The 19,258-nt window shown below is 66.2% G+C and carries 22 protein-coding genes; 8 read left to right on the top strand and 14 right to left on the bottom strand.

All coding sequences use genetic code 11. From position 1 onward, the window contains the following. The first annotated feature begins 99 nt into the window (after positions 1-99). Entirely contained in the window at positions 100-1,722 is a 1,623-nt protein-coding gene (locus D3H54_RS05850) for a phytoene desaturase family protein (protein WP_149378262.1), read from the top strand. Next, positions 1,719-3,776 carry an acetate--CoA ligase family protein gene (locus tag D3H54_RS05845; RefSeq protein WP_149378261.1) on the top strand — a complete coding sequence of 686 codons (2,058 nt, stop codon included), beginning with the start codon at positions 1,719-1,721 and terminating at the stop codon, positions 3,774-3,776. Before D3H54_RS05850 ends, D3H54_RS05845 begins: the two co-directional genes overlap by 4 nt. Positions 3,777-3,780: 4 nt before the next feature. On the opposite strand, the gene D3H54_RS05840 is transcribed toward D3H54_RS05845, so the two are convergent. Then, complete coding sequence (locus tag D3H54_RS05840) at positions 3,781-4,122, bottom strand: cupin domain-containing protein (RefSeq protein WP_149378260.1); 342 nt, start codon at positions 4,120-4,122, stop codon at positions 3,781-3,783. A gap of 19 nt (positions 4,123-4,141) precedes the next feature. After that, positions 4,142-5,338, bottom strand: a complete 1,197-nt coding sequence (locus D3H54_RS05835) for an NAD(P)/FAD-dependent oxidoreductase (protein WP_149378259.1) — start codon at positions 5,336-5,338, stop codon at positions 4,142-4,144. Between the two features lie 66 nt (positions 5,339-5,404). On the opposite strand from D3H54_RS05835, the gene D3H54_RS05830 reads away from it, so the two are divergent. Further along, positions 5,405-6,577: an acyl-CoA dehydrogenase family protein gene (locus D3H54_RS05830; protein WP_149378258.1), complete on the top strand. Its 1,173-nt coding sequence runs from the start codon at positions 5,405-5,407 to the stop codon at positions 6,575-6,577. On the opposite strand, the gene D3H54_RS05825 is transcribed toward D3H54_RS05830, so the two are convergent. Together D3H54_RS05825 and D3H54_RS05820 are read right to left on the bottom strand one after the other, a co-directional pair. After that, positions 6,574-7,047, bottom strand: a complete 474-nt coding sequence (locus tag D3H54_RS05825; RefSeq protein ID WP_149378257.1) for an SRPBCC family protein — start codon at positions 7,045-7,047, stop codon at positions 6,574-6,576. The two genes, D3H54_RS05830 and D3H54_RS05825, sit on opposite strands and share 4 nt — an antisense overlap. 14 nt (positions 7,048-7,061) lie before the next feature. Next, positions 7,062-8,120 carry an NAD(P)H-dependent amine dehydrogenase family protein gene (locus tag D3H54_RS05820; protein ID WP_149378256.1) on the bottom strand — a complete coding sequence of 353 codons (1,059 nt, stop codon included), beginning with the start codon at positions 8,118-8,120 and terminating at the stop codon, positions 7,062-7,064. Between the two features lie 83 nt (positions 8,121-8,203). Between D3H54_RS05820 and D3H54_RS05815 the strand changes: the two genes are divergently transcribed. Beyond that, complete coding sequence (locus D3H54_RS05815) at positions 8,204-9,394, top strand: lipid-transfer protein (protein WP_149378255.1); 1,191 nt, start codon at positions 8,204-8,206, stop codon at positions 9,392-9,394. Between the two features lie 243 nt (positions 9,395-9,637). On the opposite strand, the gene rpsR is transcribed toward D3H54_RS05815, so the two are convergent. From rpsR to rpmB, 4 genes are read right to left on the bottom strand one after another with little or no spacing between them, the layout of a single operon-like run. After that, positions 9,638-9,889, bottom strand: coding sequence for a 30S ribosomal protein S18 (gene rpsR, locus D3H54_RS05810; RefSeq protein WP_168215042.1), 252 nt, complete (start codon positions 9,887-9,889; stop codon positions 9,638-9,640). Continuing rightward, positions 9,883-10,188 (bottom strand): 30S ribosomal protein S14, encoded by a 306-nt coding sequence (rpsN, locus tag D3H54_RS05805; RefSeq protein ID WP_149378253.1) that lies wholly within the window; start codon positions 10,186-10,188, stop codon positions 9,883-9,885. The genes rpsR and rpsN overlap by 7 nt, the downstream gene beginning before the upstream one ends. A 1-nt stretch (position 10,189) precedes the next feature. Then, the gene (rpmG, locus tag D3H54_RS05800) at positions 10,190-10,354 is read right to left on the bottom strand and encodes a 50S ribosomal protein L33 (protein ID WP_149378252.1); all 165 of its coding nucleotides are present in this window, start codon (positions 10,352-10,354) and stop codon (positions 10,190-10,192) included. After that, on the bottom strand, positions 10,354-10,590 hold the full coding sequence (rpmB, locus tag D3H54_RS05795) for a 50S ribosomal protein L28 (RefSeq protein ID WP_149378251.1): 237 nt from the start codon (positions 10,588-10,590) through the stop codon (positions 10,354-10,356). Before rpmB ends, rpmG begins: the two co-directional genes overlap by 1 nt. 114 nt (positions 10,591-10,704) lie before the next feature. On the opposite strand from rpmB, the gene mrf reads away from it, so the two are divergent. Both mrf and D3H54_RS05785 read left to right on the top strand, forming a co-directional pair. After that, a complete protein-coding gene (gene mrf, locus D3H54_RS05790) occupies positions 10,705-11,913 on the top strand; it encodes a ribosome hibernation factor-recruiting GTPase MRF (protein ID WP_149378250.1) in 1,209 nt (402 codons plus the stop codon). Further along, entirely contained in the window at positions 11,910-12,185 is a 276-nt protein-coding gene (locus D3H54_RS05785; RefSeq protein ID WP_149378249.1) for a type B 50S ribosomal protein L31, read from the top strand. The genes mrf and D3H54_RS05785 overlap by 4 nt, the downstream gene beginning before the upstream one ends. On the opposite strand, the gene D3H54_RS05780 is transcribed toward D3H54_RS05785, so the two are convergent. Together D3H54_RS05780 and D3H54_RS05775 are read right to left on the bottom strand one after the other, a co-directional pair. Next, positions 12,160-13,146 (bottom strand): IS481 family transposase, encoded by a 987-nt coding sequence (locus D3H54_RS05780; RefSeq protein ID WP_149378248.1) that lies wholly within the window; start codon positions 13,144-13,146, stop codon positions 12,160-12,162. The two genes, D3H54_RS05785 and D3H54_RS05780, sit on opposite strands and share 26 nt — an antisense overlap. A gap of 109 nt (positions 13,147-13,255) precedes the next feature. Beyond that, positions 13,256-14,884 (bottom strand): long-chain fatty acid--CoA ligase, encoded by a 1,629-nt coding sequence (locus D3H54_RS05775; RefSeq protein WP_149378247.1) that lies wholly within the window; start codon positions 14,882-14,884, stop codon positions 13,256-13,258. 96 nt (positions 14,885-14,980) lie between these two features. Here D3H54_RS05775 and D3H54_RS05770 point away from each other — a divergent pair, with 96 nt between their 5' ends. Beyond that, positions 14,981-15,313 carry a YnfA family protein gene (locus D3H54_RS05770; RefSeq protein WP_149378246.1) on the top strand — a complete coding sequence of 111 codons (333 nt, stop codon included), beginning with the start codon at positions 14,981-14,983 and terminating at the stop codon, positions 15,311-15,313. A 48-nt stretch (positions 15,314-15,361) separates the two neighbouring features. On the opposite strand, the gene mbp1 is transcribed toward D3H54_RS05770, so the two are convergent. After that, positions 15,362-15,595: a microaggregate-binding protein 1 gene (gene mbp1 / locus D3H54_RS05765; protein WP_149378245.1), complete on the bottom strand. Its 234-nt coding sequence runs from the start codon at positions 15,593-15,595 to the stop codon at positions 15,362-15,364. A 254-nt stretch (positions 15,596-15,849) separates the two neighbouring features. Here mbp1 and D3H54_RS05760 point away from each other — a divergent pair, with 254 nt between their 5' ends. Beyond that, the gene (locus tag D3H54_RS05760) at positions 15,850-16,164 is read left to right on the top strand and encodes a hypothetical protein (protein ID WP_149378244.1); all 315 of its coding nucleotides are present in this window, start codon (positions 15,850-15,852) and stop codon (positions 16,162-16,164) included. Here D3H54_RS05760 and D3H54_RS05755 read toward each other — a convergent pair. The 3 genes from D3H54_RS05755 to D3H54_RS05745 all read right to left on the bottom strand — a co-directional run bounded on the left by D3H54_RS05755 (position 16,161) and on the right by D3H54_RS05745 (position 19,197). Further along, positions 16,161-16,547, bottom strand: coding sequence for a nitroreductase/quinone reductase family protein (locus D3H54_RS05755; protein WP_149378243.1), 387 nt, complete (start codon positions 16,545-16,547; stop codon positions 16,161-16,163). The genes D3H54_RS05760 and D3H54_RS05755 overlap by 4 nt on opposite strands. 21 nt (positions 16,548-16,568) lie before the next feature. Further along, complete coding sequence (locus tag D3H54_RS05750) at positions 16,569-17,708, bottom strand: YncE family protein (RefSeq protein WP_168214785.1); 1,140 nt, start codon at positions 17,706-17,708, stop codon at positions 16,569-16,571. 490 nt (positions 17,709-18,198) lie between these two features. Then, a complete protein-coding gene (locus D3H54_RS05745) occupies positions 18,199-19,197 on the bottom strand; it encodes an oxygenase MpaB family protein (protein WP_432246576.1) in 999 nt (332 codons plus the stop codon). Between the last annotated feature and the right edge of the window lie 61 nt (positions 19,198-19,258).

The raw sequence follows: 19,258 nt of genomic DNA, 5'->3' as shown, positions 1-19,258 counted from the left end.
TCTGCGGCGCCGGTGCCGGCTCTTGTTGAAAGCCTAACACTCGATTAGATTGAACAGTCAGTCAAAGACGGCAAGCGGGACGAACGGGAGTGACGCGTCATGTCGAACACCTACGACGCCATCGTCATCGGCGGCGGGCACAACGGGCTTGTCTCGGCGGCCTACCTCGCGCGCTCGGGCGCCAACACCGTTGTGCTGGAATCGCGCGGTTCGCTCGGCGGCGCGGCCACCACCGAGGCGCCGTGGGAGGACGCGCCGCATCTGCGGGTCACCCGGCTGTCCTATGTGATGAGCCTGATGCCACCGACGATCGTGCGGGATCTGAGCCTGGAACGACACGGCTACAAGGTGCACCCGATGGGCCCGTACTACCAGGCTTTTCCGGAGGGCGGGTCGCTGACCATCTACGAGGACGACCCGGCCCGCACCTATGAGCAGCTCGCCAAGTTCTCCAAGAAGGACGCCGACACCTGGCCGAAGTGGAACGCCTGGCTCGAAGGGATCGCCGACGTCATGGGGCCGCTGCTGACCCAGGTGCCGCCCAACATCGGATCGCACAAACCGTCGGATCTGTTCGAGCTCGCCAAGCTCGGCTGGAGCCAGCGCGGCATGACCACCCGGATGATGGGAGACGTCACCCGGCTGCTGACCATGAGCATCGCCGATCTGCTCGACGACTGGTTCGAATCACCGCAAATCAAAGGCGCTCTGGCCGTCAACGGGGTGATCGGCACCTGGGCCGGACCGTATGAGCCCGGCACCGCATACGTGATGGCGCACCACTCCATCGGCGACGTGGGTGACGGCCAGCTCGGAAGTTGGGGTTACCCGGAGGGCGGGATGGGCGCGGTGTCGGAAGCCATCGCCCGCTCGGCCCGGAGCTTCGGAGCGGAGATTCGCACAAAGGCCCGGGTCTCGCGAATGCTGGTGCGGGGCGGGCGAATCGAGGGGGTGGTGCTCGAGAACGGCGATGAGCTGCGAGCACCCCTGGTGGTCACCACGCTGCACCCGAAAACCGCTTTCCTGGAGCATATTCCGCGCACCGAACTGCCGCCGGAGTTCGTCGCCGATATCGAACACTTCAAGACCCGAAGCGGCGTGGTGAAGATCAACCTGGCCTTGGCCGAACTACCGAACTTCACCGCCGATCCCAGCGACGGGCAGGCCGAGCACCACACCGGTTCGGTCGAGATGGCACCCACGATGGAATACATCGAGGCGGCATTCCAAGACGCTCGCGTCGGCAAGCCCGCGCTGATGCCCTTCAGCGACGGCGTGATTCCCACGACACTGGACAAGACGCTCAATCCCGATGGCACGCACATCATGTCGCTGTTCACCCAGTGGGTGCCGGCGGACTGGGCCAACGAACCGCACACCGCGGAGTTGGATGCTTACACCGATCGCCTGATCGACTTGTACGACCAGGTGGCACCGGGCTTCAAATCCTCGATCCTGCACCGCGACATCGTCGGGCCGCATGAGATGGAGCAGGAGTACGGCCTCATCGGTGGCAACATCTTCCACGGGGAGTTGTCCCTGGAGCAGTTGTTCCACATGCGACCCGCGCCCGGTTACGCCGACTACCGCACGCCGATCTCCGGGCTGTACAACGGCAGCTCCGGCACCCACGCCGGTGGTGGAGTGTGCGGTATCCCTGGCTGGCAGGCGGCGCGAGCCGCGCTGGCCGACACGAAGAAGAAGCGCTTCCGCCGGCGATGAGCGACAGCCGGCGGGGCTCCGTCGCCGCCATGCTGGAGGCCCGCTCGGTGGCACTCGTCGGGGCCTCGGCGAAACCGGGCAGCTTCGGGGAGCGAATGATCGTCGAAGCGCGCCGCAGTTCGGCGCGAATGCATCTGGTCAATCCGCGCTACGACCACATCGATGGCATCACCTGTGCTCCGTCACTGTGCGCGCTCGACGAGCCGGTCGATCTGGTGCTGCTCGGAGTTCCCGACACCGCCCTGCTGGCCGAGCTGAAGAGTGCGGCGGCGATGGGTGCGGAGTCGGCGGTGATCTTCGGCTCCGCGCACGGTGATCAGCTGCGCCGGGCCGTGGCGGACACCGCCACCGACGCCGGGATGGCGGTATGCGGCGGGGGTTGCATGGGGTTCGTCAACAATGTCACCGGGCTGCGCGCGCTGGGCTATCTGGAACCGGATCCCCTACCACCGGGCGGAGTTTCACTGGTCACCCACTCGGGGTCGGCGTTCTCCACCATTCTGCGGGCGTCCCGCGGCTTCGGGTTCCGATTAGCGATCTCCTCAGGCCAGGAACTGGTCACCGACACCGCCGACTACGTGGACTACATCGTCGACGACCCGGGCACGACGATGATCGCCCTACTGCTGGAGACGCCCCGGTCGGTGGGACGGCTGCGAGCCGGGCTGCGCCGTGCCGCGCAGCGCGACATCCCCGTGGTGATCCTGCCCGTCGGCCATTCGCCGCGCGGGCGCGCCATGGTCGCCGCCCACTCGGGTGCGCTCGCCGGCGACGCCGCCGGCTGGCAGGCCTTCTGCGCCGACACCGGCGCGGTCCGGGTCACCGACATGGCCGAGTTCGTCGACACCATCGAACTTTTCGAGACGGGCCGGCGGCGACGCCCCGGCTCGCACGGCATCGCCACAGTGCACGATTCCGGGGCCGAACGTGCGCTCTGTGCCGACCTGGCCCACGAGTTGGCGGTGGACTTCACCGAACTCGCCGAGCCGACCCTGCACGCACTCGCAGAACTGCTCGACGACGGGCTGTCCCCCGGTAACCCCCTGGACGTCTGGGGCACTGGCGCCGACACCCGCGCGCTGTTCAGCGGATGCCTGCGAGCACTGGTCGACGATCCCGGCGTCGCGGTGACCGCACTGGCCGTCGACCTGGTCACCGAGTTCGACGGCGACACCGGCTACCCCGACGCGGTGCTTGATGTGGTCGCAGGCACCGACACAGCTCTGGCGGTGCTGACCTCGGTACCGTCGGCGGTCGACCCGGACACTGCGAACAGATTGCGCAGCAACGGGGTTGCGGTCCTGGAAGGGGCTCGCTCCGGGATTGCCGCTCTGGGGCACCTGGCCCGTTGGCCGCTGCCGGTCTCGACGGCACTCCCCCAGATCGACACCGAGCGCGTAGAGCGCTGGACCGCCGCACTCACCGCGGCCGAGTGGAACGCGCCGACCGCCTTCCGGCTGCTGGCCGACTACGGCATCCCGGTCACCCGCTCATATGCCGCTCACACCGTCTCGGAGGTGCTTACGGCCGCGGATGCCGTCGGCTACCCGGTGGTGCTGAAAACGCTGGGCGCCGCGCACAAAAGCGATGTCGGCGGCGTAATACTCGGCATCTGTGACCGCGAATCGCTCTGGGTGGCCTACGATGAGATGGCCGAACGGTTGGGACCTGACGTCAGCGTCGACGCGATGGCCCCTGCGGGCGTGGAAATTTCGCTCGGTGTGGTGCGTGACGACAACTTCGGGCCGATGGTCGTGGTCGCCACCGGCGGGACATTGGTCGAACTGCTGGCCGACCGCGCGGTCGCCTGTCCGCCGGTCACCCGTGAGTCCGCCATTGCCCTGCTCCGGTCGCTGCGCACCGCGCCGCTGCTGGCCGGCTGGCGCGGGGCGGCACCGGTCGACATCGACGCGCTCGCCGATGTCGTCGTCGGATTCTCGCAACTGGCAATCGAATTGGGTGAGCACATCGACGCCGTGGAAGCCAACCCGGTGATCGCCTCACCGGGTGGGGTGGTGGCCGTCGACGCGCTCGTCGTGCTGCGCGCACGGTGACGAGTCAGAAGATCGCGTAGGCCTTGCGCAGCGTCTCGTGGATCACCCACGTGCCGGTCCAGCCGACCGGGAAGACCGCGAGGTCGCCGGCGCCGACCTCGCTGGGCTCGCCGGCGTCGGGGGTGACGGTCATCCGCCCGGACACCACATAGATGACCTCGTTGGTCTCCAACGTCCAGTGCGACGGGCCGGGGGCGCATTGCCAGATGCCGGCCGACTTGTCGCCATCGACCCACACCTCCACGCCGTGCGTCGCCATCGGGTGTGCGGTGGCCTCCTCCAGCGGACCCCAGTCCTCGAGTTCGGCATCGGCGGCCTCGGCCAGGACGGTGGTCAGCACAGTCATGGAAGGAAAACCTTTCGCATCAGGCGTGTTCGGGAAACGGTAGGGAAATCGGCTCGGGCTCGAGCCGGCTGTTGCCGTCGGCATCGAAGCGGTCCAAACCGAGGTCGGTCAGATCCAGCCAGTCACACCCACCGGTGAGCGTGAGGTCCGCGGCCGCCTCGGCGACCGCGGGGCCCCACATCATGCCGTGCCCGGCCGGACTGGCCACCACGGTGCCGTCGATCGCACCGTCGTCGGTCAGCAGCGGACCCAGTATCGGCAGATGGTCACCGGTGTAGTCGATCGTCGCCGCCCATGCGCGCCGAAGCCCGAGACCGCGCACCGCCGGAAACAGCGACTCGATGCGGGCCAGCGCCTTCTGGTAGTAACTCCAGTCGAACTCGGTAGCCTCACCGGGCCGTTCGGCCGGGTTGCTCATCCCCCACAGCACACCCCCGAATTCTCCTGGGCGCCAGTAGATTCCTTCGCTCACATCGAACACCATGGGAAGTTCATCGATGTCGGCGTCACGCAGCGGCTCGGTGACCACGACCTGGTGGCGGGTACCGCCCGCCGGGATGCGCCCACCTGCCGTCGCGCCGACCTCACCGAGCATTGGTCCACCGGTGAGCACCACCCGGCCGGTGTCGATCGGACCGTCTGATGTGTCGACGCCGACCACCCGCCCGTTGGCCACCCGCAGACCGGTGAAGGAGCAGCGTTCCCGGACATCCACTCGGTGTGCGGTCAGCGCCGCGGCGTAGGCGAGTACGTTGCGTGGCGCGTTGATGTATCCGTCGCCGGGCGCATACGAGCCGCCTGCGGTCACCCCGGGCGCCAAGCCCGTGCGCCGGTCGTCGATATCGGAACTGGACAGCCATTCCACGGCCAGTCCGAGTCGGCGCTGCAACGCAATCCGATCGTGTGCCTGTTGCACTTCGGCATTGGTGAAGCAGGGCATCAGATAGCCCTGCGCCACGAAGCCGCAGTCCAGTGGGTAACGGTCCCCGCTGGTGGAGTAGAACTCCTGGCTGCGCAACCCAAGCCTGATCGCGGTCTCGGTGCCGCCTTGCGCGCGCACCATTCCGGCAGCGCGGCTGCTGGCCCCATCACCGAGTGTCTGCGCCTCGAGAAGCACGACCCGGCCTGCGCCGCGTTCGGCCAATTGCACGGCCGTCCACGCCCCGACAGTTCCACCACCGACGACCACGATGTCCGCACTGTGACTGCTGGCCATACCTCAAGACCGTGGCATAGACTGAACGCTCAGTCAAGAGCTTCCAGGGAGCGGAGAGCACCGCGAATGTATGGGTTGACAGCCGAAGACCTGCGGATCCGGGACACCGCCCGCGAGTTCGTCGAGACACTGATCCCCTACGAGGTGGACGCCGAGATGGCCGGCGGCCAGCTGCCCAAGGAGCTGACCGCCGAGCATCACGCCAGGGCGATCGAACTGGGCCTGTACGCCACCAACATGCCCACCTCGGTCGGTGGTCCGGGATTCACTGCGCTGCAACAAGTTCTGGTCCAGGAGCAGGTCGGTAGGGTCACCAACGCGATCGCCTGGGTGATGCACACCCCGCCGCAGTGGTGGGCCGGGGTGGCCACCGAATACCAGAAGCAGCGCTGGCTGCTCCCCGCGGTGCGTGGCGAGAAGCACGAGGCGTACGCGATCACCGAAGAGTTCGCCGGCTCCGATGTGTCGGCGTTGGAGACGACCGCGCGCCGCGAGGGTGACGAGTACGTGATCAACGGGATCAAGTGGCACGTCACGTCGTTCAACTTGGCCGAGTACGTCTTCGTTCAGGCTGTTCTGGTCGGCGGTCCGCACGAGGGTGACCACGTGCTGCTCGTGGTGGATCTGCCCTGGCCCGGCGTGGAGGTGGTACGCACTCCGCACTATTCGCACCACATTCCCGACGAGCATCCGATCGTGTCGTTCACCGACGTCCGGGTTCCGGTCAGTCATCTGGTCGGCGCCGAGGGCGAAGGCATGACGTTCACCCAGGACTGGTTTCGCTTCGAACGGCTCATGGTGGCGTCGCGCTGTGTGGGCGCCGCTCAACGCCTGGTCGACGAGATGACCTCATTCGCAACAGATCGCATGGTCGACGGCAAGCCGCTCGGCGAATACCAGTTGGTGGCCGGAATGCTCGCCGACAGCGCCACCGAGCTGTTCGCCGCACGCAGCATGCTCTACGAGGTGGCCCGCGGTATCGATGCCGGCCTCGACCGCAAGGCACTGCACGGCCAGGCCTCGATGGCCAAGCTGTACTGCTCGGAGATGGCCGGCCGGGTGGCCGACCGGGCGGTGCAGATCTTCGGCGGGCGCGGATACATGCGCGAGAACGTCGCGGAGCGGATGTTCCGCGAACTGCGGGTGGAGCGAATCTGGGAGGGCGCCAGTGAGATTCAGCGGATCATCATCGGGCGCCAGCTGATGCAGCGCGGGCCCGCGGCCTTGCTGGGGTCCTAGCTCAGCAGGTGATCCGAGAGAGTGGCCAGGGCCTGGTTGGCATAGCCGCGCCAGATCCGGGCGAACACCGGCAGTAACGGCGCGGTCAGCGCCGACTTCGGGTGCAGGGTCCATTGCCAGGTCACCTTCGTGCCGGTGCCCTGTTCGCTGAAGGCCCACAGCCCCTCGACGTGATCGATCAGCGGCGCCATCGCGCCGCGGATGTCGGTGAGGGTGTAGCCGAACGCATGAGGCGCGTCGACCGTGGTCAGGGTTTCCCTCATGCCTCCGCCCCCGACCAGGGCGATGGCGCGGGTCTGCCCCACCGCCGACCAGTCACCGGTCTGGTCGTGCACGGCTTTGATCGGTGGGATCGGACCATACCAGCGGTGGAACAACTGGGGCAGCGGCATCGGCAGCGTCTTGGCGAACGCATCCGGTACCGCGACGGGAATGGCGCGGGACTGCTGGACGACGACGGGGTGAGCCATCTCGCCAAGGATAGTCAGCGCGCGAGTTGAGGTGCTGCGCGTCCGGTGATCAGCGGCAGGTCGAAGAAACTGGCGACGCCCGGCTCGGCGGCACAGGTCGCCGGAACGGCGTTGACGCAGTGCGCCGCGGTGGCCACCACACCCGGGTTGCTCACCAAACCTTCCTCGACGCTTTCCGGCTGCCAACCCTTGACCGTGACGAAGGTGTTCGGGTTGCCCCGCACCTCCATCTCATAACGCTCACCGGCCGGCCCGAAAGACCATGCGGGATCCAGGTTTTCCTCGCCCATCAGCCAGTTGACCGTGATGCGCACGACGATGGTGTTGGTCACCACGGCATCCCAGTGGAAGCGTCGCCCGGCGACCTGGCCGGGTTCGATCACTCCCATCGGGGAGTCGATGGGCGCGGTCGCGACGGCCACCTCCTGGGAGGTGCGGATCTGCGGCTCGGCGGCGAAACCCAGGCGGTCGACGATGAGCCGAACCGATTGGAAGAAGCCGCCGTTGAGCAGTTTCTGCATGGGTCCGGTCAACGCGCTCTCCGGCGTGCCCCCGAAGCCCATCACATGCCGCAGCACGTCGGGTGCGCCGTAGGTCCGAAGGTCGGAGAACTCCTCCGCCCGCACGTAGGTCACCCCGGTGGACATCACCGACATCAGCAGGGGGAACAACTCGGTGGCCGCACCCGGTCCGATCCCGGCGCCGTGCAGAGTGACGTTGCCCTCGCGGGCGGCGGCCTCCAGCGGGGCGGCTTCGGATTCGCTCGGGTAGAACCAGCCCAGGGGGCTGACGACGTTCTTACCCGAGCGCAGCAGCGCGGTCACTTCCTCGACGTTGGGCAGCAGCGGCGCGTAGATCACCGCGTCGGCGTCCAGCGCGAGGATGTCGTCAATGTTGTTGGTGGCCAGGATGCCCAACGGTTCGGTTCCGATGATGTCGCCGACGTCCTTGCCGGCCTTGTCCGTGGAATGCACCCAGCAGCCGGCCAGTTCGAGTTCGGGATGTTCCAGCACACCCTTGATCGCCGCGACCCCGACCGACCCGGTTGCCCACTGCACGACTCGCAACGTCATTGGTGCTCCTCTACAGAAAACTAGAACGTGTTCCAATCGGGTCTACACTAACGGGATCGTCAGCGGAGACGGAAGGGATTGTTATGCCGAACAGGGTGTTCGTCGTCGGGGTCGGGATGACCAAGTTCGAGAAGCCGGGCCGCCGCGAAGGCTGGGACTATCCCCAGATGGCCAACGAGTCCGGCACCAAGGCGCTGGCCGATGCCGGCATCGACTACGCCGAGGTGCAGCAGGGTTACGTCGGCTACTGCTCGGGTGACTCCACCTCAGGCCAACGTGCGCTCTACGAGCTCGGCATGACCGGCATCCCGATCGTCAACGTCAACAACAACTGTTCGACAGGCTCGACGGCGCTGTACCTGGCCGCTCAGGCCATCCGCGGTGGCCTCGCCGACTGCACCATCGCCCTGGGCTTCGAGAAGATGCAGCCCGGCTCGCTCGGCGGCGGCGCGGAGGATCGCGAGTCGCCGCTGATGCGTCATATCGTCGCCCTCAACGAGACCGACTCGATGACGTTTCCGGTGGCACCGTGGATGTTCGGTGCGGCAGGCCGCGAGCATATGAAGAAGTACGGCACCACCGCCGAACACTTCGCGAAGATCGGCTTCAAGAACCACAAGCACTCGGTGAACAATCCGTACGCGCAGTTCCAGGAGGAGTACACCCTCGATGACATCCTGGGCGCGAAGATGATCTCCGATCCGCTGACCAAGCTGCAGTGCTCCCCCACCTCGGACGGCTCCGGCGCCGCGATCGTGGCCAGTGAGGCGTTCGTCGACAAGCACGGGCTGGCCGGTCAGGCCGTCGAGATCGTCGGGCAGGCGATGACCACCGATTTCGCGTCGACTTTCGACGGCAGCGCGGCCAACATCATCGGCTACGACATGAATGTTCAGGCCGCACAACAGGTTTACGACCAGTCCGGTCTCGGCCCGGCCGACTTCCAGGTGATCGAGTTGCACGATTGCTTCTCGGCCAACGAGCTGCTGCTCTATGAGGCCCTGGGCCTGTGCGGCGAGGGCGAAGCGCCGGAGCTGATCGACAACAACGACACCACCTATGGCGGACGCTGGGTGGTGAACCCGTCGGGCGGGCTGATCTCCAAGGGCCATCCGCTGGGCGCGACCGGTCTGGCACAGTGCGCCGAGCTGACCTGGCAGCTGCGCGGCACCGCGGACAAACGTCAGGTCGACAACGTGACCGCCGCGCTGCAGCACAACATCGGTCTCGGCGGGGCGGCGGTCGTCACGGCCTATCAGCGCGCGGAGCGCTGAGGTCGATCCATCGGGCGGGACCGACCGGCGAGCGATCGGCCCGGCACGGCTGGACCACGGCGACCGCACCTCCACCGCGGTGTGCGTGGCAGCCGTCCGGGCAGCCATCCGGGCCGAGCAGGCACGGCGCGGACACCAGCATTCCGCCTGAGCTTTCCCGCACCATGGTCCGCAGAGCGTCGAACACGGACGTGTCCGGCGGCGTGCAACAGGCGCAGACGACAACAGTGAACGGCGTGGACGTCATTTCGCCCCCGGGTACGGCAGCAGCGCCATCTCCCTCGCGTTCTTGATGGCGGTCGCCACCTGACGCTGCTGGCGCACCGTGAGGCCGGTGACCCTGCGGGACCGGATCTTTCCGCGTTCGGAGATGAACACCCGCAGGGTGGCGGTGTCTTTGTAGTCCACCGAGGTCAGTCCCATCCCGGTGAGAGTGTTGCGCCGGGGCTTGAACTCCGGGGCCGGACGCCGGTTGCGGTTCTTCGCTTTCACCAGCTCGCCTTCCGAACTCCGGGCAGCTGTCCCTGGTGGGCCAGTTCGCGCACCCGCACTCTCGACAGACCGAACTTCCGCAGATGTCCGCGCGGGCGCCCGTCGACGGCATCGCGGTTGCGCACCCGCACCGCGCTCGCATCGCGCGGCTGACGTGCCAGTTCGCGCTGGGCGCTGAGCTTTTCGTCCGCGGTGCTGCCCGGCGAGCGGATGATGTTCTTCAGTTCGGCCCGGCGCTCGGCGTAGCGGGCGACTGTCTCGACGCGCTGGTCGTTCTTGACGATCTTGGATCGCTTGGCCACGTCAGCGCTCCTCTCGGAACTCAACGTGGCGCCGAATCACGGGGTCGTATTTCCGCAACACCATCCGGTCGGGATCGTTGCGGCGGTTCTTCTTTGTCACGTAGGTATACCCGGTGCCGGCGGTCGACCGCAGCTTCACGGTGGGCCGGATCTCGTTGCGTGCCATCAGATTTTCTGTCCTTCCCGGCGCATGCGCGCCACCACGGCTTCGATCCCGTCGCGGTCGATGACCTTGATGCCCTTGGCGCTGACCCGAAGCCGGACGCGCCTCCCCTCCGAGGGCAAGTAGTAGGTCTTGATCTGGATATTCGGCGACCAGCGCCGGCTGGTGCGCCGATGCGAGTGCGACACCGAATTACCGAAACCCGGTGAGCGCCCGGTGACTTGGCATCGTGCAGACATCGACAACCCTCCTGCGGCCGTTCGTATTATTGAAAATGATTTTCGACAAGTGCCGTGTCGCACTGTAGCGTGTGCGAGCAGTTAATGGAAATCGTTTTCAATATGGGAGGTGCGGTGCGAACCCCGGTACTGCTGGTCGCAGGTCACGGTGACAGCGACGCCGTGGCCAGGACACTGCTGCGGCAGGACGGAACTCTGGTCGTGCGGCACCACTTCGACGGCCATGTGGTGCACCGAATTCTGACCATCGTGCAGAACGGCGTTCCCACCACCGCCGGTCACGTCCTGGAACTGGAACACGGCTGCCTGTCGTGCACGGTGCGCAACGACCTGCTCCTGCTGTTGCGCAGACTGCACCGCCGCGCCGATGTGGAGCGGATCGTCGTACACCTGGAGCCCGACCTGGAGCCCGAACCCGTCTGCTGGGCCATCAACCACGTCCGGACCCGCCTGGGCCCCGGCTACCTCGACGGACCCGCGTCCCGTGACGTCGAAATCATCGGCGTCATCACCTGTTTGGATTCACCCACCTGGCTCGCACACGCGCTCTGCGACGACGAGCTCGACGACGGGCGCACCGTGGCCCAGGTGGTGGTCGGCCACAGCGAGTTCGCCGACGTGATCGTGGCGCCGAGAGTGGACCGCACCACCGTGGCCGTTCTGCGTCGGTTGGCACCTCGTGCCTGGATCATCCAACTGCCCGATCACGTCGAGGAAGCAGTGGCGAACCTGGAGCCCGGCGCGCGTCGTGGCCGCACTGACGATCCGCACGGGCCGCTGCTGGACGGTGAGCCGCCACTGGACACCGACGGACAGGTCGGCATCGTCGAGTTCGTCGCCGACCGCCCGTTTCACCCTGAGCGCCTTCACGATGCGCTCGACGTACTGCTGACCGGCGTGGTGCGCACCCGCGGCCGAATCTGGCTGGCCAATGAGCCCGACAACGTGATGTATCTGGAGTCCGCCGGCGGCGGCCTGCGTGTCAGCTCAGGCGGAAAGTGGCTGGCGGCGATGAGTGATTCGGAGGTCGCCTACGTCGAACCGGAACGCCGAGTCATGGCAAGCCTGGCGTGGGACGACCGATACGGCGATCGTCGAACGTCGATGACCATTCTGGTCTGCGGCGCGGAACGCCTCGAGATCGAGGACGCGCTGCGGCAGGCGTTGGTCACCGATGACGAAATGAGCAGTCCCGGAAGCTGGGCCGACTATCCCGACCCGTTCGGGCATTGGCACGAGGAGCCGTGCGGCGACTCGGCCGGGCACAGCGAATTATCCAGGCCCACAACCGGGCCCACAACCAACCACGGAGAAGACCGATGAAACCCGGTATCCACCCCGACTACCGCCCGGTGGTGTTCCAGGACGCCACGACCGGTACGACGTTCCTGACCCGTTCCACGATCACGACGTCGCGCACGATCGACGTGGAGACCGCCGATGGCGTGCGCACCTACCCTCTCGTGGTCGCGGAGGTCACGTCGGAGTCGCATCCGTTCTGGACGGGTGAGCGCCGGATCATGGACGCGGCGGGTCAGGTCGAGAAGTTCCGTCGCCGGTACGGCCGGACTAGCTGTACTGACCTGAGAGGTTAGGTACGCGGGTGGCGGGTGGTTGGCCGCCGAGTGCGGTGTGGCCGCGATGGTGATTGTAGGTATGCAGCCAGCGAGGGAACTCCGCGCACCGTTCGGCGTCGCTGGTGTAGAGCCGCGCATATGCCCATTCATCGGCAAGGGTTCGGTGGAATCGCTCCACCTTGCCGTTCGTCTGGGGTCGATAGGGTTTGGTTCGACGATGTTCGATCTGCCCGAGTGCATCTCGGAATGAGTGGGATCGGTAACAGGAGCCGTTGTCTGTCAACACTTTCCGTACGGTGAAGCCGCATGCGTTGAACCATTCGTTAGCCCTTTGCCAGAAGTCAGCAGCTGTGTCTTTGCGTTCGTCGATTAGCAGTTCGGAGTAGGCCAGCCGGGAGTGAGCGTCGATGGCGGTGTGCAAGAAGTGATAACCACGCCGCCCGGAACGGTCGCTGCCAGTTCCTATGCTTCTGTCCTTGCGGGAGTGATGATTTCCTGCGCTGCGGCCCAACATGCGCCATCCGCCGCCAGCCGGGATCTTGCCTACCTTCTTGACATCGACATGCACCAGGTCGCCGGGGCTGGCTGACTCCATCCGCCGGATAACTCGCCCGGTGGGCCGGTCCAGCCACCGCAGCTTGGCTAGGCCGTAGCGCCTCAACACGTTGTGGACAGTCGAGACATTCAGTCCCAGCAGATAAGCAATGCGAGCCGGTCCCCAACGTCGAAGTACTCGGACTTTAATGATGCGCCGCTCGGTGCGTGTGGGGGTTTGATTAGGGCTGTGATGTGGGCGTGAGCTGCGGTCGGCCATGCCGGCTTCGCCTAGTTCGCGGTAGCGGCGGGCCCAGCGCGCAGCGGTAGTGACCGCAACCTGGAACCGCTCGGCCGCCCGTCGCAGCGTCCAGCCATCCTCGACAACGCAACGTGCCAGCCGCAGACGACCGGTTTCGGACAAGGGGGCATTACGGTGGACCATGAAGACCTCCGGAGTGAGTTGGTGCGTTCCTTAAGCAGCTCGCACTTCACTCGGAGGTCTTCGTCATGTCACTACGCCACGCCGTACTTAACGTCCGTGGTCAGTACAACTAGCCGAGGTGGGTGACGTCGTAGACGTCGTCGGCGTGCCTGGCGCGGATGGTCTTCTTGTCGTACTTGCCGACACTGGTCCGCGGAATCTCGTCGACGAATGTCCACCGTTCCGGCAGCCACCACCGAACAACCTTGTCGGACAGGAAATTCCGTAGTTCCTCGGGCGAGGCCTCGGCCCCTTCGTGCAGCACCACCGCGGCCAGCGGCCGCTCCTGCCAGCGTTCGTCGGGCACCCCGACCACCGCGGCCTCCCGCACCGCGGGATGGGCGATCAGGAAGTTCTCGAGTTCGACCGACGAGATCCACTCACCACCGGACTTGATGACGTCCTTGGCCCGGTCGGTCAACGTGATGTAGCCCTGGCCGTCGATGCGGCCCACGTCCCCGGTGCGCAACCAGCCCGACTGGAACTTCGACTCGTCGGTGTTGCGGTAGTAGGAGCCGGTGATCCACGCACCGCGGACCTCCAGCTCACCGACCGCCTCGCCGTCGTTGGGCAGCACCGCGCCCTCGTCGTCGACGATGCGGGTTTCCACACCGCAGATCGGTCGGCCCTGCGTTCCGCGCACCTCCCACTGCTTTTCGGGGGTCAAGCCCGGTGGCGGCCAGGCCAGCGTGGCGATCGGCGACGTTTCGGTCATCCCCCACAGCTGGCGGATCTCCACATCGAACTTTTCCTCGAACGCCTTCATCAGCGACACCGGTACAGCCGACCCGCCGCAGGACACCAGCCGCAGGGACGAGATGTCGTGACCCGGGTTGCGGTCCAGGTGGTTCATCACATCGTTCCAGATGGTCGGCACCGCCCCGGCCACCGTCGGGCGCTGGCTTTCGATCAGGTTCACCAACGAGGTGGGATCCATGAATCGATCGGGCAGCACCAGGTCGGCGCCGGCCATCAACGCCGCATAGGGCAGTCCCCAGGCGTTGGCGTGGAACATCGGGACGATCGGTAAGGCCTTGTCGGAGAAGCTGAGTCCGAGCCCGTTGCCGCTGCAGACCGCCATCGAGTGCAGGTAGTTCGACCGATGTCCGTAGACCACACCCTTCGGATGTCCGGTGGTGCCGCTGGTGTAACACATTGCAGCAGCTGAGTTTTCGTCGATCTCCGGCCAGTCGAACTCATCGGACTCGGCGGCGAGGACGTCGTGGTAGCGCACCACCCGCTTGCCAGAGGCCTCGAAGGGCTCCAGATCGCCGAAGCCGACGGCGATCACCGTGTGCACCGTCTCCATCTTGGGCAGCACGGGGGCCAGGATCGGCGCCAGCGACAGGTCGGCGATCACCACTTGATCCTCGGCCTCGTAGGCGACGAACTCGATCTGTTCGGGGAACAGCCGGATGTTGAGCGTGTGCAGCACCGCCCCCATCGAGGGCACCGCGACGTAGGCCTCCAGGTGTTCCTGGTTGTTCCACATGAAGGTGGCGACCCTGTCGTCGCCGGTGATGCCCAGGCGCCGCAACGCATTGGCCAGCCGGGCCGCCTGCTGTCCGACCTCGCGGTAGGTGGCGTGGCGGAAGCCGTCGCCGGTCGCGGTGGTCACGGTCCGATCGCCGTGGACGGTGGCGGCGTAGCGCAGGATCGCGGAAACGGTCAGCGGAAAGTTCTGCATCGTGCTCTGCATAGGCCCGAATCTATCGCGACGAGCGACGCGGCAGGTACGGGATCGGCCACCCGGCACCGGTGGGTATGGGCGACGCGCCCATGCCATGCTGGCCCGGTGGTTGTGCTGAAATCGGCGGCCCTGTTCCTGGCCGCGGCGCTGCTGGAGATCGGCGGCGCCTGGCTGGTGTGGCAGGGCATCCGCGAACACCGCGGCTGGATTTGGGTCGGCTTTGGTGTAATCGCTTTGGGGGCTTACGGTTTCGTCGCGACGCTGCAGCCCGATGCGCACTTCGGCCGGATCCTGGCTGCGTACGGTGGGGTGTTCATCGCGGGTTCACTGCTGTGGGGCATGGCGGCCGACGGGTTCCGCCCGGACCGCTGGGATGTGACCGGTTCGGTGATCTGCCTGGTGGGGGTGGCGCTGATCATGTACGGCCCGCGGGGCTGAACAGGCAAAAACCCGGCCGGATTCACCGGCCGGGTTTTTACATCTCGCCTACTGGTGCGACTCTTGTCGCTTCTCCTGGGCCTTCGCCTCACCGCGAGCCTTCTCGGCCTCGGCTTCCTTGGCTGCGGCGTCACGCTGGGCCTCAGCCTTGTCCTGTTGGGCCTTGCCCTCTTCGGTGAGGTCGTCGCGGCCGGTCACGGTGCCGACGACTTCCTTGGCCTTGCCCTTGACGTCTTCGACGACGCCCTTGATGCCCTCTTCGGGTCCGCTGTTGCCTGCCATGGGTCCTCCTTGGCGTCTGTTCCTGCAGTGCAGGATGAGGCGCATGCGCACCGTGCATCCCATTGATCGGGCGGTTTCTCTCGCAGCGCCAGTCGTTTTCGACCGTGCCACCGCACTTCCGCCCGCAGGTTGGGGGTTCCCGACCCTGCCCGGGCTAAACAACTCCAGGCGAATCTGCAGGGAGCGGGAACGTTTTCGTGGGCAACGACGATGTAACTGGAGGATCATTGGGCGGGAAAAGAGGAGGCGCGATCATGCGGACCGCATATGCGCTCGCAGCAGTGGCGGCAGCGGGTGGCATCATCGCCGGGCCGGCCGCGACGGCATGGGCCGACAGTTCGGCTCAGGCCACGATCAATCAGCTGCAGAATCAGGGTTACACCGTGAACATCGATCGCATCGGCACCGGTCCGATGTCGAAGTGCGTGGTCACAAACGTGCGCAATCCCCAGACCGTCACTCAGTGGGTGCCCTACACCGGACCGGGGCGCGGCAACAATCGCACCATCCTGGTGCCGGTGGTCACCAGCCAGACGATCTCGGTGTCACTGGACTGCAGCGCCCACTAATCCAAGTCCACGCGGATGGTGAGCAGGTTGTCTCCCATCGCACGTACCGCCGCACTGTTCATCCGGGGAAGCTCGGCCAGCCGCGCTCGCGCGTCGTCGTCAGGTAAGACCACGGCGGTTCCGCTGTGCCAGCGACCGCGGACGCGGACCCGTACCCGCGGGTTTGCCGCGATGTTGCGGACGTATTGGGATCGATCGCCGAATTCCGACACCAACCAGAACGCGTCGCCCTCGAGCCGGCCACCGATCGGGGTGGTTCGCGGTTGGCCGGACTTCCGTCCGGTCGTCTCCAGCAGAGTCTGAACGGGGACCAGCCGCATCAGCGGGTTGGCGACCCGGCGCTGGACGAAGTTGACGACGCGCTGCCGTGGAGTCGAGGTCATGACTCCATCGTGGCAGCCCGGTCAGGATGCCGCGACGGCCAACTGGGGCTGCGGCACGGCCGGATCCAGCCGGACGGCGGTGATCGCGCCGGCGTAGTCCGCCGCGTACAGCCGGTTCCGCACCGGGTCGACCGCCAGGCAGGACAGCTGGGGACCGATGACGACGTTGTCGACGATCTCGGTGGTGGCGGTGCACATCACCGCGATCTCGTCACGATCGACGATGTAGGCGCAGGCGCCGCCGCGGCTGAGCACCAGCTGCGTCGGGACACCGCCCATGTCGATGGTGTCGGTGACCCGAGCACGGGCGACGTCGATGACATGGATGACACCGCCGAGGTCGACGTCCCATCCGGTGGCAAAAATGGTGCGGCCGTTGGGCACAACTGCGATGTCACCGATCGAGCCGTCGATGGACACGCTGGCCTTGACCGCGCGGGCCCTGGTGTCGATGATCGCCAGCATGCCGCCCGTCGGGGTGGTCAGCGCGGCGAACAAACGCGTGCCGTCGGCGTTGAGTCGAACGGTCTCGATGGAGGAGCCGGGCGCGGCCGGGATGGCGATGCTGCTGACGGAGCCGGATTCGATGTCGATGACCGCGATATCGAGATCGTCCTCGCCGGTCCTGCCGACGAAGAGCACGTCGCCGGCCGGGCTGACGGCCAGGCCGGAGAGGGTCATGTCGAACGTCTTGGCCGCGAGCGGCGTTGCGGTGCGGGTGTCGACGGCGACGACGGCATCCTCGGCGTTGGAGGCTGCACTGACATAGGCGCGATCACCGACGATCACGGCCGCGTAGGGCTCGCTGAGCCCGTCGATGGTCGCGGTGACCGACAGCGTCGCGGTGTCGATGACGCACACCACGTCGGCGCCGTAGTGGGCGGTGACGAGATGACGGCCATCGGGACTGACGGCGATGTCGCTGACGGGTCCATGCCCGACTGCGAGCGTGCGCGCCACGGTCATCACCGGCGCTGCGATCGGCTCGGTCAGCGGCTCCAGTCCGGCGCCGCCCAGCAGCTGCGGCAGCAGGTCGCTGATCGGGGCCCGCCGGATCGACGGCAGCGACGACAGCCACAAGGAGCGCTCTGCGGCGGCCCGCTCAGCCACCGCGACACCGGTGACAGTGGACCCTTCCGTAACTCCCGCTGTGTTTGCCATGATCTCGTACCTCCGGCGGCCTGCACTGCGCCGCACATTGTCTTTGGTCGTTTTCGCGTTACCTGCCGGTAACCGCCTTCGTCGAGTGTAGCGAGTCAATTCACGGAGAATTCGCGGCTTTTCAGAACCCATTACCAAGCACCCCGAAGATCTCAGCAACTGCTAAGACAAGGATCGTTATCATTTCGTTGCAATGGCGTGGCGGCCGCTCAAAAAGGCATTCTGACGTGCTTATTTATCAGTATTCAAGATCACGAACGAATGAACGTAACGAACCTCGGCCTTAGATTTTCTTACCGGCGGCAAGTCGAAAGAGGCACAAATCACAATGCCTCAGCCGCGTCTAAATTCTTAAGGAAAGTTCTTAGGTTATTGACGCGCACGGAGCCCCACCGGGGCGGGATGCAACCCTCGACGATCTTGATCTCGAACATGTTCGCTGATCGGCACGCTTAGCGAGCGAGTCTCAGCAATTCGCCAGTGGCTCAGATCACACCATCTGTTCGACGGCCTCGCGGCTTCGGACCGGATCGCTGCCCAACACGTAGGACGGCTCGGTGTGGCCGGTCATGGTGCCGTTGGCCACCCGCCGGCAGGCTTGCTGGAACTCCGGCAGTGGATCCATCGCGAGGTGCGTCCCGCCGAGGGCAGCCCAGGTTGCGGCACGCCGCGCGGCCCGCTCGACCGGATGAGGCGGTTGATACCCCAGCATCTGCGCAGCCCAGTCGGGCATGCTGTCGCGAATCGCCCAGTCGAAGAACTTGGCCTCCTGCGGGACGTCCGGATTGTTCTGCAGGTTTGGCCCGGTGAACATGGCGGCACCGTGGGTCAGCGCCAGCCGCGGGAGATACGACCGCAGGCACTCCAGGGTCTCGGCCTTTGTCGACGGCAGGTCGGTGCCGCCAAGGGCATGGCCGACCCGGACGAACTCGCCGTAGTAGCGGTCGATGTTGCGCAGCGGCGTCGGGTGATAGAGCTCGTGGCCCGTCGCGATCCCCCAGACCACGGTGGCGTAATTCCAGCGCAGCCAGTCCGGATCGTCGGCGTCATAGGCCAGGCCGTCGGGTCGAACACCCTTGATCGTGTGGTGCATGGCCCGCACGGTTTGGGCGACCCGCTCGGCGGTGGCGGTGGATCCATAGGCGGTTCCGATGAAGAACGCCACCGAGTGGGCCAGGCGAACCCCGGACCCTTTGAGGTCGAGCCGGCCGGTGGGGTTGCCGTCCTCGTCGTGCTCGACGACCCGGGAGTGGTCGGAGCCCATCCAGAAGATGCTCGGATCGAAGCGCTCGATGAACGCGGCGCACTGCAGTCCGAAGATCAATGCGGGGGTGTGCGAATGCACATGCCAGACCGCGCTACCGGGACCGAACCAGCCCGGGTCGCCCTCCGGCTCGGCGAACTCGAGGCCACGAAAGAACTTCCCCCGGATGTTCTTGTCGAAATCGCCTCTGATCTTGCGCTCGAGAAGCTGGTGTGGCAGTGGCAGTTTCATCTCGGCTGGTCCCTTCCGGCGAGCACGCCATTTTGGTTACGCCCGTAACCAAAAT

It is taken from the genome of Mycobacterium sp. ELW1 (assembly GCF_008329905.1).
Taxonomy (GTDB): Bacteria; Actinomycetota; Actinomycetes; order Mycobacteriales; family Mycobacteriaceae; genus Mycobacterium.
Note: the sequence above shows the minus strand (reverse complement) of the source record. Positions and strands in the feature narration are given on the sequence as shown.

Excerpts from the sequence above, each read along its gene's own strand:
- D3H54_RS05815 (WP_149378255.1), top strand. The coding sequence starts at position 8,204 with ATGCCGAACAGGGTGTTCGTCGTCGGGGTCGGGATGACCAAGTTCGAG.
- D3H54_RS05835 (WP_149378259.1), bottom strand. The coding sequence starts at position 5,338 with ATGGCCAGCAGTCACAGTGCGGACATCGTGGTCGTCGGTGGTGGAACT.
- D3H54_RS05750 (WP_168214785.1), bottom strand. The coding sequence starts at position 17,708 with ATGGCAAACACAGCGGGAGTTACGGAAGGGTCCACTGTCACCGGTGTC.
- rpmB (WP_149378251.1), bottom strand. The coding sequence starts at position 10,590 with ATGTCTGCACGATGCCAAGTCACCGGGCGCTCACCGGGTTTCGGTAAT.
- mbp1 (WP_149378245.1), bottom strand. The coding sequence starts at position 15,595 with ATGGCAGGCAACAGCGGACCCGAAGAGGGCATCAAGGGCGTCGTCGAA.
- D3H54_RS05785 (WP_149378249.1), top strand. The coding sequence starts at position 11,910 with ATGAAACCCGGTATCCACCCCGACTACCGCCCGGTGGTGTTCCAGGAC.
- D3H54_RS05830 (WP_149378258.1), top strand. The coding sequence starts at position 5,405 with ATGTATGGGTTGACAGCCGAAGACCTGCGGATCCGGGACACCGCCCGC.
- D3H54_RS05850 (WP_149378262.1), top strand. The coding sequence starts at position 100 with ATGTCGAACACCTACGACGCCATCGTCATCGGCGGCGGGCACAACGGG.
- D3H54_RS05825 (WP_149378257.1), bottom strand. The coding sequence starts at position 7,047 with ATGGCTCACCCCGTCGTCGTCCAGCAGTCCCGCGCCATTCCCGTCGCG.
- D3H54_RS05840 (WP_149378260.1), bottom strand. The coding sequence starts at position 4,122 with ATGACTGTGCTGACCACCGTCCTGGCCGAGGCCGCCGATGCCGAACTC.
- D3H54_RS05775 (WP_149378247.1), bottom strand. The coding sequence starts at position 14,884 with ATGCAGAGCACGATGCAGAACTTTCCGCTGACCGTTTCCGCGATCCTG.
- rpmG (WP_149378252.1), bottom strand. The coding sequence starts at position 10,354 with ATGGCACGCAACGAGATCCGGCCCACCGTGAAGCTGCGGTCGACCGCC.
- D3H54_RS05755 (WP_149378243.1), bottom strand. The coding sequence starts at position 16,547 with ATGACCTCGACTCCACGGCAGCGCGTCGTCAACTTCGTCCAGCGCCGG.
- D3H54_RS05760 (WP_149378244.1), top strand. The coding sequence starts at position 15,850 with ATGCGGACCGCATATGCGCTCGCAGCAGTGGCGGCAGCGGGTGGCATC.
- D3H54_RS05845 (WP_149378261.1), top strand. The coding sequence starts at position 1,719 with ATGAGCGACAGCCGGCGGGGCTCCGTCGCCGCCATGCTGGAGGCCCGC.
- D3H54_RS05820 (WP_149378256.1), bottom strand. The coding sequence starts at position 8,120 with ATGACGTTGCGAGTCGTGCAGTGGGCAACCGGGTCGGTCGGGGTCGCG.
- D3H54_RS05780 (WP_149378248.1), bottom strand. The coding sequence starts at position 13,146 with ATGGTCCACCGTAATGCCCCCTTGTCCGAAACCGGTCGTCTGCGGCTG.